Below are 15,128 nucleotides of genomic sequence, written 5' to 3' on the forward strand. Positions count from 1 at the left end.
CCTAATTTTGCTCTACATTAAATTAATATCGTGAATACTGAGAAAGTACTGAAAAGGGCACTTGGCGGAGAATTTCTCACCGCTGCCGAAGGAATAGCTATTTTTCGCGAAGTGCCGCTCCCGGCATTGATGGAGGTTGCCCATGAAATACGAATGAGCAAACATCCCGTAAAGGAAGTGAGCTGGCTTATTGACCGCAATATCAACATCACCAATGTATGCGTATCGCAGTGTAAATTCTGTAACTTTTGCCGCCGGCCCAAAAGCCCCGATGCTTATATTACCACAACAGAGCAGTATAAAGAGAAAATTGAAGAACTGATTGCGCTGGGCGGTAATCAGGTATTGCTGCAGGGCGGAATGCATCCTGCGTTAGGCCTTTCTTTTTATATAGGCTTGTTCATGGAACTTAAAAGCAGCTTCCCCAACCTGAAGCTGCATGCCCTCGGACCTCCCGAAATTGTGCATATTGCCACACTGGAAGACATGACCTGCGAACAGGTGCTGAATGCACTTATAGAAGCCGGTCTCGACAGTTTGCCGGGAGCAGGCGCCGAAATATTATCCGATAGAGTGCGTAAAAAAATATCGCCCGCAAAATGTTCGGCTGCCGAATGGCTTGAAGTAATGAAAGTCGCGCACAGACTTGGACTCACCACGTCGGCAACCATGATGTTCGGTCATGTGGAAACCATGGAAGAACGTATTGAACATCTGATCCGCATTCGCGAAGTACAGCATCAGAAACCCGAAGGGGCAACAGGTTTTATTTCGTTTATTCCCTGGCCGTATCAGGATGCCGGAACCCTGCTTAAAGAGAAGTTCGGAATTTCAAATTCCGTTTCCAAACAGGAATATGTGAAGATGATTGCACTCAGCCGCATTATGCTTCCTAACTTTGATAATATTCAGGCATCGTGGCTTACGGTAGGAGTGCCCACCGCACAACTCTGCCTGCATGCCGGCGCCAATGATTTTGGTTCGGTGATGATTGAAGAGAACGTGGTGTCAACCGCCGGTGCCGATTACAGTCTCGATATAGAACAGATGCAGCAGGCTATTAAAGATGCAGGCTTCATTCCGCGACAGCGCAATCAGCAGTTTGAGTTTCTGAACGATTAGATTTTCCTGAACTTTCTTTAGATACCTGATGCAGACTGTGCATCACGGTTTGCGAATCTGCCATTGGACGTGGCATTTTCTTACAGTGCATTTTTCCAAAGATATTTTATCGAAAACTAATGATATGAATTTGCAATCATTATATGGAAATTTTATTATTTTTACAACCTACCTAAATTCAAAAAACATGAAACATTTTTATTCTGTCATTCTGTTCATAGTGATCAGCATGGCCGTATCTGCACAGGTACAGATTCAGATGCCGTTACCGGCACAGGGTTCAACCTTCTCCGGCAATGTACGCGGTTACTGGTTCACGGCACCCTGCTGTTTTACAATAACAGGCGCAAGCATTCCAACGGATGCCGGTACCGGAAATCAGTCAATCGCGATTATGAGGTTTCGTAACACTCCGCCAGTGTATATGTCTTCCACAGATGACTTTACTACATTATTCCTTGTTCAGGATGGTTCTTCCACAGGTATTTTTCCGGTGAATATTCAGGTTGAGACAGGCGATATAATAGGAGTACTCGGTTCAAGAGCCGGAATAAACTCTTATGTAGCCATGCCGGTGTCAAGTACCATCCATGGAAACGCGGTTACGCTTTCCCGTCTGGGTATGCAGTTCCCTCTTGCAAGCACAGTTCCACAAAGTCTCTGGACCGAAGGCTCCGGCGGCATCAGCCGTGTTTATCTCTACTACGATACGGTAATCACATACAATGCAAATGCCGTAGTGGTGGATTCGCTTACCATGCAGCTCTCGGATGCTTCCGATTCATCGTTTTATTCTGTATGGGATTATGGCGACGGTTCTCCGCTTGACGCAATCTGGAATCCTATGCATACATACCCGGCAGGAGGAACGTATACCGCCTGCAGTTACATCACCAATTCCTGTAAAACAGACACCACCTGCACTACTTTTACTGTTTGCGGCGGAAAAACCATTGCTGATTTTACATCGAATCAGACAGGCAGCCAGATGAACTTTGCGAATATTTCTGTGAATGCTGCTTCCTCAAACTGGTATTTTGGTGATGGCTCGCCCATGGACCTTATTCCAAGCCCGTCGCACACTTATGCCACTAACGGTACCTACACGGTGACCCTTATTACAGAAAGTCCCTGCGGGCTGAAAGATACCACCACTCAGTCTATCACAACATGCCCCGAAGTATTGGCTGCAGGGTTCACTTATACCGACAACGGACCTTCTGTTGATTTTACCGATACCACCGCAACTGCCGTAAGCTGGGCGTGGAATTTCGGCGACGGTTCTCCTGTTGATATGTCTCAGAATCCAACCCACACATACACCACAAACGGAACCTACACAGTTAGTCTGATAACAGGCAACCTTTGTGGCACCAAGGATACGGCCTATCAGAACGTTCAGGCTTGCCCCGAACCCTTATCGGCCGGATTTACCTATCTGATTAACGGAAACACCGCGGATTTCTCCGATACAAGCAGCACGGCTACCGGATGGTTGTGGAATTTTGGCGATGGCACGGCTACCACCACAGCTCAGAATCCGTCTCACACCTATACTTTGAATGGAACCTATACGGTAAGCCTGATTGCAGCTAACCTTTGCGGGAAAACGGATACCGCTTATCAGACTTTTTCTGTATGTCCCGAAGTTCTGGATGCCGGTTTTACATTTAACGATAACGGAACATCGGTTATTTTTTCGGATACTACAGCCACATCAACGAGCCGCATCTGGGATTTTGGCGATGGCTCGGCAACGTCTACAGCACAAAATCCATCACACACCTATGCTGCCAATGGCACTTACACGGTAATGCTCATCGCTTCTAACCTCTGTGGTGTTACCGATACCGCTTACACAGACGTTACCACATGTCCTGAAATATTATCAGACGCTTTTACAGCGTTAGTTACAGGTCTGACGGCAGACTTCACAGGCACTATTGCCGGTGCTTCGGGCTGGATGTGGGATTTCGGTGATGGCAGTTTTTCTTCGAACGCCAATCCTACACATGCTTATACTTCATCAGGCGATTATTACGTTTGCCTCTCATCATGGAATATCTGCGGCGATTCATCCGCGTTCTGCGATACGGTAACCGTAATGAACAGCGGCATTCAACAAATCAATTCTTCTGTTGCCTTCACATTGTATCCGAACCCCTTCAGCGAAACAGCGGTTCTTATGGTAACGTCACCAATGCAGAACAGCAGTTTTGAACTTGAGCTTTATGACGTGCTCGGAACAATGGTTATGAAAAGCAACGGTATTATGAACCGTGAACTGCTCATCAGCAAGGGCAGCCTTTCTTCAGGAACCTACTTCTTTGTTATCAGAAATAATGAGGGCATCCTGAAGACCGATAAACTGGTGATTTATTAATCAGACTGACCAATATAAAAGGGCTGTACCGAATCTGAATTCAAGGTACAGCCCTTGTTGTTTTCGGGCAGGGCGGAAAACGAAACGAAGGAAAAGTGAAAGAAATCATACTTAAATTACTTCAGAAAACGCTACTGTAAACGTTGAGTTGACGGGGATTTTCCATCCGCTGCATCTTGATTTTTATCCCGGGTACCGTAGGCTCCCTCCCTTGCTTAATCCAATTGCTCCCTTGCCATGTGAGTATGCACCGATAACAGTTGTACCGTCGCCCATGGCATTTGTAATTACTCCATCAGCCGTTGAGACTATGCCCTTGCCTTCTGTATCTGCTCCCAAAAAATGCGTGAGTGCTCCCATTGCATGTGTAAGTGCTCCCCTTGCCAAAAATGATTGCTCCCATGGCATGAGTAAGTGTTCCCATACTCTGAGTATTTGTTCCATTAATGTAAGAATCTGTTCCATGCCGTATCGGAAATGTATACCGGGGCATGCTCAACCCTGACACGGCTTGCAGCAATTGTATTTCTGCTTGTTCAATAACATATTCAAGTTGGGATGTCTCGAAGTATGAAATATTTCGATAATATATTCCTTGCTTTCGTAACCAACGTAAGGAATGAACCGGACGAAAAGTCCCGGTTAGATAAGGTCACGCTATTAATAAAAGCAATTATCAAAAACCGATTTCCGAAGGAAAACCATTTTCCGGCAGCGTTATGAGGAAAAGGTTTCAAGTCGGGCTAAAGGGTCGGGCCAAAGCATGGGCTTGAAACACTTTTCCGCGTAAGCCCGTGCGTTTGAGAAACGCCTTCGGAAAATGAAGCGTTTTGGAACTTTTGCGCTCAAAAGTTCAAAGAAAGAAAAAATGCGCTCTAAAAAAAACAGTGTATTTGTAATTTTATAAAAGAACACATTGTGAATTAATTTTATCACAGAAATGATGCATTTTGTGTTCGGAGGTCGTATATTTGAGAAAGGAAATCGTCCGGCACTTCGGGCAATAAAAAAAACAATACATGAAGACAAACTCTCCAAAGTCCTTTGGGGCACAACTGCACAAAGCACAAAATCTTGTTGTTTATATCCGTGATTTCGACGGATACAATCCTCCGCGCGAGCAGGAACAGCTTGCATCAATGACAACACTTGTCAACGGGCTTGTTACCCTCAATGATTCCGAAGCAGCCATGAAAGAGAATTACAGTCATGCTGCCTTTCTGAGGGCAAAGGCCTTTCGCCGGTCAGGAGAATCGGTTGAGAAACTGCTTCCGTGTATACGCGGAGCTGTAGAAGCTCAGTACGGCAAGCATTCCATCGAACTCAGCATCATTGCCGGGTATATACGGCGTATGAGAACTTCACGGCCTGTCTGTCCCGTTGCAGAACCGGATACAGCGACTGAACCCCGTGCAGTAAGCCGTTCCGAGCGCTCTTATGGCGCCGTAGCAGGCTTATTCCGGGACATCATCAGCGCCCTGTCTCAGTTTCAGGGCTATAATCCGGCAGCGGATTCGTTAAAGATTGATTCATTGCAGGCTTTGGCAGACTGCCTCGACGGTATGAGTGATAATATTGCGCAGGCTACGGTGTTGCTGAAGAACGCCCGCACTGCCCGCATCGCACAGTATAAGGAATTAGCCGAACGGGTAACACGGATTAAGGCATACGTAAAGGCTCAGTACGGATACCGTTCGCTGGAAACCACCCTTATCAACCAACTTCACTTCTGAACAGCTGTGCACGAAACCCTTTGCGGTAATTTTCATGTTGCAGGTGTTGTCAATCCGGGATCTCTGAAATTATTTTTGAAAAATAGTGTCAGATACTTCGCTGCGTTACACTCCGCAACCATTGACATCACAAGCGGCTAAAGAGTATATATTTAAACCTTCACCTCTCAGCCAGAGATTCCTCACTGCGTTCGGAATGACACTGTCTCTGTTTATAGGGGAGCGGCAATAGCAGGCGGCTATGCCGCCTGCTATTGCCGCCCAGACTCAAAGAATATCGTCATTCCGATTGAAGCGAAGCGTAATGAGGAATCCCGATGAGCAAAGAAGAAATTGAATTTGTTGCCCTGCTATTTTTCATTACTAATTACTAATTCATTTTTTCATCTTCGTTTATACTATTTTTGTTATTCCTTAACGGAAAAGAAAATCCGGATGATTCAGAACTTCAATATCAGGATATGAAAAAATTTGCAGTGGTACTGGCCGGTTGCGGCGTATTCGACGGTGCCGAGATTCACGAAGCAGTGATGACACTTTTTGCCATTGAAAAAAATGGTGCCGCATGGACTGCCTTTGCGCCCGATGTGAAGCAACATCACGTTATAGACCATCTCAGCAAAACAGCAACTGCCGAAAGCCGCAACGTACTTATTGAATCGGCACGGCTGGTGCGCGGCAACATTGCTCCGCTCAGCAGTTTCAACGCGGCGGAGTTCGATGCCCTTATCATTCCGGGCGGATTCGGTGTAGCAAAAAACCTCTGTACGTTTGCTTTTGATGGTGCAGACTGTTCGGTGAACGCTGATGTTGAAAAGGCCATTCGCGACATGCACAACCTTAATAAACCCATTGGCGCCCTCTGTATTGCACCCGTACTGCTTGCCAAAATCCTCGGCAATATTAACGTTACCATAGGCGATGATGCAGGTACTGCAGAAGCGATAAATAAAATGGGCGCAACACATACTAAAACCGGTCATGGTGAAGTTATCAGGGATGCAGCAAATAATGTGTTCTCAACGCCCTGTTATATGCTTGATGCCGGTTTGGTTCAGATTGCCGCAGGCGCTGATAACATCGTAAAGGCCATGCTCGGGAATATGTAATTCTGTGATTTTTTTCATCCCCGCAAGGCCCGGTTTTTTCGTATCTTTGATGTTTCGCTTTTGAATAAATGAGAAAAGCTATATCCCTGTCGTTTTTGTTGGTGTTTTTCACACTGTACACCTATGCTACCCACCAGAGGGCAGGGGAGATTACGTATAAATATCTGTCGCCGCTTACCTACGAAGTTACTATCGTTACTTACACCTTCACGCCCAGCCTGGCCGACCGGCCGGAACTGGAACTGCATTGGGGCGACGGCTCCTCTGATGTGGTAGAACGCGTAGAAAAAATAAATCTTCCGAATAATGTCAGCCGAAATACATACACATACAATGGCACCGGCACCGGCGGAAGGCATACCTATCCCGCCCCCGGCTCATACATGCTCTGGCTCGAAGACCCCAACCGCAATGCCGGAATCTTCAACATCCCCAATTCGGTAAATATTCCGTTTTATATAGAGACAGAACTCGTCATCAATCCGTTTCTGGGAGAAAACAGCTCTCCGGTGCTGCTCAATCCACCCATCGACAATGCCTGTGTGTTCCAGCCTTTCGTTCATAACCCCTGGGCATACGACCCCGACGGCGACAGCCTTTCATACCGCATTGACAGTTGCAAAGGGCAAGGCGGATATTATATTCCGGGATATATTTTTCCTCCGGCAAATAATTACTTTGGCATTAATGCCATTACCGGCGACCTGCTCTGGGACAGCCCACAGCTCAACGGCGAATACAATATCTGCATCATTATAGACGAATGGCGTCATGGGATTCATATCGGTTCCGTAAGGCGTGATATGCAAATCACCGTTGTTCCTTGCGACAATCATCCGCCACAGCTTGTTAATATTCATGATACCTGCGTGCTTGCCGGAACCCACTTATCATATAATATTGTTGCTACCGACCCCGACGCGGGCGATGTGCTTACACTCACCGGTAATGGTGGTTCGTTGGTTATCACAAACAGTCCGGCGCACTTCACCCAGCCGGTGCAGGGAACGGGCAGCGTAAGTTCACTGTTTACATGGCAGACGGAGTGCTCTCACGTTAAAAAACAACCGTATCAGGTAAACTTTAAAGTCGAAGATAACAGCCAACCGGTAAGTCTGGTTGATTTTGCATCCTTGCGTATCACCGTAGTAGGTCCCGCTCCCGAAAATCTTTCTGCGTCGCCCTCCGGAAATACGATTCATCTGAAATGGGACAGGAGCAAATGCTCAAATGCTATCGGATACAAAGTGTATCGCCGTAATGGCTATTACGGATTTTTCCCCGGCAATTGCGAAACGGGCATTCCTGCTTATACAGGTTATGTTGAGATTGCGGATGTTCCGGGACTTATCGATACTGCCTATATTGATAATAACAACGGCTCCGGTCTGATACGCGGTTACGACTATTGCTACATGGTCTATGCATATTACCCCGATGGTGCGGAGAGTTATGCCTCACTCGAAGCCTGTGCACAACTCACCAAAGACGTTCCAGTTATTATCCATGCCAGTGTAAGGAATACCGATGCCGTAAACGGTTCTGTGTTTGTGGCATGGTCAAAAGCTGTTGATTTTGATACAATACAAATTCCGGGACCATTCAAATATCTAATTTATAGAGGACCCAACCTGAGCGGTGCGCTCACTCTTATTGATTCGCTGGTCGATATCAACGACACAACTTATATTGACTCATTAATCAATACTGCCGATATTCCGCAGCATTACCGCATCGATTTTTATAATGATACGCCGGGCAATCGTTTTTATATCGGTGCCACCGAAGAAGCAACCTCAACCTACCTCTCACTCAGCCCATCGGATAATACCCTTACACTGAACTGGGCACTGGATGTCCCCTGGACGAATGATTATTATGCAGTATATCGTAAGAATCCTTCGACGTTATTATGGGATTCCATCGGCAAATCGTTTACAACTTCTTTTGCCGATACAGGGCTGGTGAATGGTATTACCTACTGCTATAAAGTAAAAGGGGTTGGTCATTATTCGGCTCCGGGCTTTGCAAATCCTTTGATAAATTATTCTGAAGAGAAATGCGGGATTCCGGTTGATAATGAAGCGCCCTGCCCGCCAACGCTTACGGTTACGCCCGATTGTCAGGCTATCAGGAATATTCTCAATTGGTATTATCCCGATAAAAGTTGTGCTCAAGACGTGAATCAATATAATATTTATTATTCACCCGATCAGAGCAATGATTACCTGCTGATATTTTCAACGAACAGCATGGTTGATACGTTTTTTGTTCACTCGGATATCTTTACCGTTGCCGGATGTTATTACATCACGGCTGTTGATTCTACCGGCAATGAATCGGTACCCGGTGAACTTATTTGTGTGGATATTGACCTCTGCCACCTGTATGAATTACCCAATGTTTTTACCCCCAATGGCGATGGCGTCAATGAATACTTTAAGCCATTCCCGTATGATTTTGTCGAGAAAATAGATATTCAGATATACAACCGCTGGGGCAAGGTAATCTTCCATTCAACCGATCCTGCCATAAACTGGAGCGGTAAAAATCAGAACAGCGGCATTGAATGCGCCGACGGTGTTTATTATTATGTTTGTGATGTTTGGGAACGCAGGCTTGGAGGCCTCGCCAAACGAACCATTACCGGATGGGTTCACCTGCTCAGATAAGGGATTTCACTGAAAATTTTTAGTATGGCGGATGATGTAAGTGTTCAGAAAAAAGGCTACCCGCGCACCTTCTGGACAGTGATAACCATGGAGTTTTTTGAACGCGGCTCCTATTATGGCGTGATGTCGGTGCTCTCTGTTTTCCTTGTTATGAGCATTCCCGAAGGCGGTCTCGGATTTTCAAAAGAAAGCGTCGGTGCGATAAAGAGTACTATAACACCACTACTTTATTTCCTTCCGATTTTATCGGGCGCCCTTGCAGACCGCTATGGTTACCGCCGTGTACTGATGTTTGCCTTTGTGCTGCTCAGTCTCGGTTATTTTCTCACAAGTCTGGTAACGTCCTATGCGCTGGTATTTGCAAGTCTTATTGTGATGGCACTGGGCGCGGGATTATTCAAGCCCATTATTTCCGGAACCATTGCAAAAACCACCAACGAAAAAAATTCCTCTCAGGGATTCAGCATTTATTACTGGTCCATCAATCTGGGTGCCTTTCTGTTTCCCCTGATACTTATACCCTGGCTCAAATCCTATTCATGGTCGTATATTTTTATCATGGCATCCATATTTACCGGCTCCATGCTCTTCCTGAATATTTTTGTGTATCGCGAACCAAACCGTCCTGAAAACAGAGAAAATAAAAGTCTGTTAAAAGTATTCGGAGGGGCATTGCTGGTGCTGAAAGATTTCCGCTTCATGGGCATGATACTCATCTATTCCTGTTTCTGGATACTGTATTTTCAGATGTTCGATTCTGTGTTGTGGTACCTGAAAGAATATATGGATATGACGCCGGTCAATAATTTTGTGAATTCGGTGTTGTCATTATTTGTTACCAGCCCGACCTGGAAATTCGATGCCGAGCATGTCACGGTAATCAATGCGGGAGCCATCATTATTCTGCAAATTCCAATATCATTAATACTTAGAAAAACAAGAGCGCTTACCGCGATGATATTGGGTATTGGACTGGGTACTGCCGGTATTGCATTGCTTGCTATCTCAGGAAATGCGTGGCTTTTCATTGCATCTATGCTGCTGTTCTCTGTTGGCGAAATGACAGCGCATCCCAAATTCTTTTCCTATGTCGGGCTTATTGCACCTACCGATAAAAAAGCACTGTATCTCGGATATTCTTTTTTATATGGTGTGATAGGAAGTGGCGTTGGGGGAATATTAGGCGCGTTTCTCTATGTACACATTATTGAAGGCATGAATCGTCCGGGTTTATTCTGGATGATATTCGTATTAATCGGCACTTTTGCCATGGTGGCACTCTTCCTGTTCGACAGGTATATTGGGAGTAAAAGAACTGCATCCTGAATAACATAGCCTTTGCTGATACACAGGCGGCTTTGACAGGTTAGTCGCACGAGTAATTCATGATGGAAAAAAACCTTGCTGCATTCAAAGATTTTTTCTTACTTAGCGGAAAATATCGGAACCAATAAATTATAAACTAAAACCATAATATTATGTCAGAGGAAAAGAAATTCGTGCCCTTTGTTTCGGCAGAAACAAATATGGCCGAATTCACCGTAAGGGCGCTTATCATCGGCCTGGTGATGTCGGTTGTGTTAGGCGCAGCCAATGCCTATCTTGGCTTGAAGGCAGGGATGACCATTGCGGCCACCTATCCTGCAGCCGTTATCGGGATGGCTATTTTGAAAATGATGAAGGGCTCAATTTTAGAAGAGAACTTTGCACGTACCGTTGGTTCCATTGGTGAATCCGTTGCTGCAGGCGCCATTTTCACGTTACCGGCATTTTTTATTGCCGGCATTTGGCCGGATTTTTATACACCGGGACATTACATTACTTCAACACTTATTCTGATAGCCGGCGGTATTCTTGGTATCATGTTCGTTGCACTGCTCAGGCGTGTAATGGTTGATGATGCCGAACTGAAATTCCCAGAATCTATTGCTGCAGCAGAAATTCATAAAGCCGGCCGCACGGGTGGCGGCGGTTCCAAATTCTTATTTGGTGCTATGATTGGCGGTGCCGTTATCAAAGCGCTGGGCGAATTCAAATTCTTTGCCACAAGCTGGGAAAAATTCATCACCTTTTCAAAACAAACCATTACCGGTACAGCCATTAAAGGAAAAGGCGGATTGTTGCTCAGCTCTCCCGGTATCAGCCCCGCATACATGGGCGTTGGTTATATCATAGGCCCCAAGCTTGGTGCACTCAACTTCAGCGGAGGTATCATTGCATGGGGTTTGCTGGCTCCGATTATTTATTATTTCATCGCTCCGAGTATCGACACTCAGTTCCTTTCCGACTGGGCAGGAATACTCATGGCAAAAGATCCGAAGCTCGGTCTCGACGATGCCATTACCCGCGTAAGCGATTCTTCATTCCAGATTACCCAGGTGTGGCGCTTCATTGTTCGTCCTATCGCTATCGGCGGTATGCTCATGGGCGCCTGCTTTACACTGTTTAAAATGCGCAAGAGTCTTGGTGCAGGTATCAAAAGAGCCATCGGCGATCTGAAAAAAGCTGCCGGTTCATCTGCATCCGAAACCAGCCGTATTGACAAAGACATTCCTTTTTCATGGATTATCATTGGCATTCTCGGTGTTGCCATTCTTACGTTCATTATAACCTTCTTTATCTTTAAAGCCGGTTTACTCGTTTCCATTGTTGCAGCTACGGTGCTCATCATTTTAGCATTTTTGTTCGGGGCAGTTTCAGGATATCTTGTAGGTATCATGGGCTCCAGCAATAATCCTATCAGCGGTCTTACTCTTACGGCACTGGTTGTAACCGCACTTATTCTCGCGGCTCTCGGTGTTTCGGGACAGGAAGGTGTTGCTTCAGTTTTAGGCGTTGCCGCGATTGTTTGTGTTTCGGCAGCTGTTGCCGGCGAAATGTTACAGGATCTCAAGGCCGGACATATCCTTGGTGGTACACCCTGGAAAATGCAGATAGGCGATGTTATCGGCGTTATTCTCGCAGGCTCGGTAATGTTTGGCGTACTTGTAATCCTGAATCAGGGCGACATTGCACAAGGTCTTAAAGAAGGATATGACGGCGGTTTTGGCAGCCGTAACCTCTCGGCACCTCAGGCAAGTTTGATGGCAATGCTTTCAAAAGGTATTGTTGGCGGACAGATGGCATGGCCACTTATTATTGTTGGTATGCTCATGGGCTTAGGTCTTATTCTGATGCAGGTTAAGAGCCCGATGCTGGTATCGGTAGGTATGTATCTCCCGCTTGAAACAACCTTCGCTATTTTCCTGGGTGGCGTTGTTAAAGGTATTGTTGAATATTTTCAGAAAAGGAACAACTTCAGCATTGGTCAGGCAGTACGCGCAGAAAACGTGGGCGTGCTGCTGGCTTCCGGTTTTATTGCCGGGGAAGCGCTCATGGGGCTGGTATTCGCATTACTGTATTTCCTGAATGTACCCACATTCTCCATTTTTGAGAACCCTTCATTTGGTGTTAGTCTGGTAGTACTCGTTATTATTGGTATTGCCCTTGTGTGGCTGCCATTGCGCAATAAGGGCGCAGCAGATGCACCACCTCCGCCAAGCGGAAGTTTCTAAACTAATTTTAAAATGGGATTCTGGTAAAGAATCCCATTTTTTTTTGCACATTTGCAACTTATGGAAGCACAGAATAAAAAAAAGACGGCGCTGGTGCTCGCCAGTGGCGGTGCACGCGGTATCGCACATATAGGTGTGATTGAAGAACTCGAAAAACGCGGTTATGAAATCACTTCTGTTTCCGGATCATCTATAGGTTCGGTAATCGGAGGTATCTATACATCGGGCAATTTGTCGGCATTCAAAGAATGGCTGCTTAAACTGGATAAAATTGAAGTGTTCAACATGATGGATTTTACGCTTGGCAGGCGTGGGTTCATCAAGGGCGACCGTTTTTTCAGAGCATTGGAATGCTTTGTAAAAGATAAGATGATTGAAGACTTGCATATTCCGTTTGCTGCCGTAGCAACCGATTTCATCAACAAGAAGCAATACGTATTCGATAAAGGAAGCCTGATTCTTGCCATCCGCGGTTCGGTCGCGATACCCACGGTGATTACTCCGCTTGAATTTAACCAGACCATAATGATTGACGGCGGCGTTATCAATCCTATGCCCGTTGATGCGGTAAAACGCACCGAAGGAGATATTCTGACCATTGTTGACATCAATGCGAACAAACCCTATTGCAAACCGGCATTCACACCTGCGGTAATTCCGCAGAAACGGTTTTCGTTCCGCACCGCACTTGCCGAACTGCTTGAAGGCAGCGGCTCTTCCGCTCCGGTTCCAAAAGACAACCAATCCATCGGTTATCTTGATATTGTGAACAAGAGTTTTGATATGATGCAGGAGCAGATTATTGCGCTTACCGTGGATAAATACAAACCTGAAATTCATGTGAGCATTTCACGCGATTCTGCCAGCACATTTGAGTTTTACAAAGCAGAAGAGCTTATAGAGACCGGACGACAGGCGCTGATAGCCGCACTGGAAGAAAATGAAAATTTGAATTTAACTTAAAAATACGGACGTGGCATTAAACTTTTTTCAGAGGCGAAAGATCCTCAAAAAACTCAATTATCTGGAAGTTGTTCCTGTTGCAAAAGTAGGGCATGAAATTGATGAGAAAGGAATGGTAATTCTTTTAGTTCCGAAATTCAGCAATGAAAAATTCAACAATTTTATGTTTAAAAACCGTACCCGGCATTTTAAAATTCATCTTGATGAACTGGGAAGCAGTGTTTGGTTGCAGATAGACGGAGTGCGAAAAGTCGGGGAGATAATACAAAACCTGAATGAAGCCCAAGAAGGCGGTTTGCCCGATGCGGAGATGCGTGTCACAAAATTCATGACCATGCTTTATGAAACGCGCTATATCAGCTTCCGCGAAATAGAAGAAAAAAAGGCAACACGATGATGTTGCCTTTATAATGATTATTTTTTTCTGACAGAACTTAGCGCACTATGAACAAACTGCCGCGTGCAACTTTCTCGGTTCCGTCTTTTTTCTTGTATGTGAACACGTAATAATAAGAACCTCCGGGATAACCCTCACCGCTCCAGTTGTTCTGGTAGTCTGATTTTTGGTAGATGATTTTACCGCCACGGTCAAATATAAGCAATGTATTTACAGGGTACAATTCAATTTCCGGAATCACGAAGTAATCATTTTTACCGTCGTTGTTTGGATTAATAGCATTGGGGATAATCAGCGGATGATCATCATTCTGCTGTGTGTTGTCGCCCGGCCATTGTCCGTTGTTTATACTGTCAATCACATCACCCGGAATGTTTTCGTTTTGCTGATCGGGCAGTTCATCAACTATTGGTTTCTCCACATTTGCTGCGACACCTTGCAATTTATTTTTATCCGGCCCCGGCTGTGTAACGGTATCAACGGGCTTACCGCCACCCTGAACTTTCAGCACCGAGGGATTGTTATTCTGATTTCCCTGATTTGCGCTGTTATTGTAAGATGGATTGTTTCCGTTCTGGTTAACAGGCAGCTGATCGGTAAGGTTGTTATTATCCTGAATATTCTGGTTCTCCGGATTGGTATTGTTTGATGGCTGATTGTTTTTATTGCTTTTATCCGGAGTTCCGTTTTCCGTATATTTTGAATCTTTTTGCACAGGTGCAACTGTGTTTTGCTGAGGCGTAACTACATTACGGTTCTCAGGATGAGTGCTGTTAATTACCGGGAGGTTGTTTGTATTCTGCTCAGGCGTGGTATTGTTATCGGTATTAAATGTTTTGCTGTTTTGTGTTTTTTCGGGAGTCTTGTTTATAGATTTATTATGATCGTCTGTATTGGCAATTTCGGAATTTTGTTTGGGCGTTACAGCCATATAAATAATAGTAGAAACTACCGCTACTGTAACTGCGGCTGCTGCAACCTGCACCCATACCATTTTGAAAACCGGTGTTACCGGGTTCATCGATGGGTTCAATGATTTCTTGAATCTGAAAAGATTAGAAAGGTCGTGTTTGAAAAGTTTCAGCCGCATCTTTGTCCATAAATTAGACGAAGGCGTTTCGCTGAAGTTGCCGAGAGCATTTTTAACTATCTCGTCTATCTTATCAAAATCTTCTATGTTAAAATTGTCTGTCAT

At 45.3% G+C, this 15,128-nt stretch carries 11 protein-coding genes; 9 read left to right on the top strand and 2 right to left on the bottom strand.

Annotation, left to right across the window (positions count from 1 at the left end):
* The first annotated feature begins 30 nt into the window (after nt 1-30).
* Both mqnC and WCM76_00555 read left to right on the top strand, forming a co-directional pair.
* The gene (mqnC, locus tag WCM76_00550; GenBank protein MEI6764094.1) at nt 31-1,122 is read left to right on the top strand and encodes a cyclic dehypoxanthinyl futalosine synthase; all 1,092 of its coding nucleotides are present in this window, start codon (nt 31-33) and stop codon (nt 1,120-1,122) included.
* A gap of 187 nt (nt 1,123-1,309) precedes the next feature.
* Nucleotides 1,310-3,505 (top strand): PKD domain-containing protein, encoded by a 2,196-nt coding sequence (locus tag WCM76_00555; protein MEI6764095.1) that lies wholly within the window; start codon nt 1,310-1,312, stop codon nt 3,503-3,505.
* Between the two features lie 183 nt (nt 3,506-3,688).
* On the opposite strand, the gene WCM76_00560 is transcribed toward WCM76_00555, so the two are convergent.
* Complete coding sequence (locus tag WCM76_00560) at nt 3,689-3,970, bottom strand: hypothetical protein (GenBank protein MEI6764096.1); 282 nt, start codon at nt 3,968-3,970, stop codon at nt 3,689-3,691.
* 554 nt (nt 3,971-4,524) lie between these two features.
* Between WCM76_00560 and WCM76_00565 the strand changes: the two genes are divergently transcribed.
* From WCM76_00565 to WCM76_00595, 7 genes are all read left to right on the top strand, one after another.
* Nucleotides 4,525-5,238 carry a hypothetical protein gene (locus WCM76_00565; protein ID MEI6764097.1) on the top strand — a complete coding sequence of 238 codons (714 nt, stop codon included), beginning with the start codon at nt 4,525-4,527 and terminating at the stop codon, nt 5,236-5,238.
* Nucleotides 5,239-5,699: 461 nt separating this feature from the next.
* A complete protein-coding gene (elbB, locus tag WCM76_00570) occupies nt 5,700-6,347 on the top strand; it encodes an isoprenoid biosynthesis glyoxalase ElbB (GenBank protein ID MEI6764098.1) in 648 nt (215 codons plus the stop codon).
* 68 nt (nt 6,348-6,415) lie between these two features.
* Entirely contained in the window at nt 6,416-9,019 is a 2,604-nt protein-coding gene (locus WCM76_00575) for a gliding motility-associated C-terminal domain-containing protein (protein MEI6764099.1), read from the top strand.
* Nucleotides 9,020-9,043: 24 nt separating this feature from the next.
* Nucleotides 9,044-10,345: an MFS transporter gene (locus WCM76_00580; protein ID MEI6764100.1), complete on the top strand. Its 1,302-nt coding sequence runs from the start codon at nt 9,044-9,046 to the stop codon at nt 10,343-10,345.
* A gap of 152 nt (nt 10,346-10,497) precedes the next feature.
* Complete coding sequence (locus WCM76_00585; protein ID MEI6764101.1) at nt 10,498-12,573, top strand: oligopeptide transporter, OPT family; 2,076 nt, start codon at nt 10,498-10,500, stop codon at nt 12,571-12,573.
* Between the two features lie 60 nt (nt 12,574-12,633).
* Nucleotides 12,634-13,536, top strand: a complete 903-nt coding sequence (locus tag WCM76_00590) for a patatin-like phospholipase family protein (GenBank protein MEI6764102.1) — start codon at nt 12,634-12,636, stop codon at nt 13,534-13,536.
* Nucleotides 13,537-13,546: 10 nt separating this feature from the next.
* Nucleotides 13,547-13,933 (top strand): PqqD family protein, encoded by a 387-nt coding sequence (locus WCM76_00595; protein ID MEI6764103.1) that lies wholly within the window; start codon nt 13,547-13,549, stop codon nt 13,931-13,933.
* Between the two features lie 37 nt (nt 13,934-13,970).
* Here the strand turns inward: WCM76_00595 and WCM76_00600 are convergent, their stop codons facing one another.
* Complete coding sequence (locus WCM76_00600; protein MEI6764104.1) at nt 13,971-15,128, bottom strand: gliding motility-associated C-terminal domain-containing protein; 1,158 nt, start codon at nt 15,126-15,128, stop codon at nt 13,971-13,973.

This window comes from Bacteroidota bacterium, from assembly GCA_037133915.1.
In the GTDB taxonomy this organism is placed as follows: domain Bacteria; phylum Bacteroidota; class Bacteroidia; order Bacteroidales; family CAIWKO01; genus JBAXND01.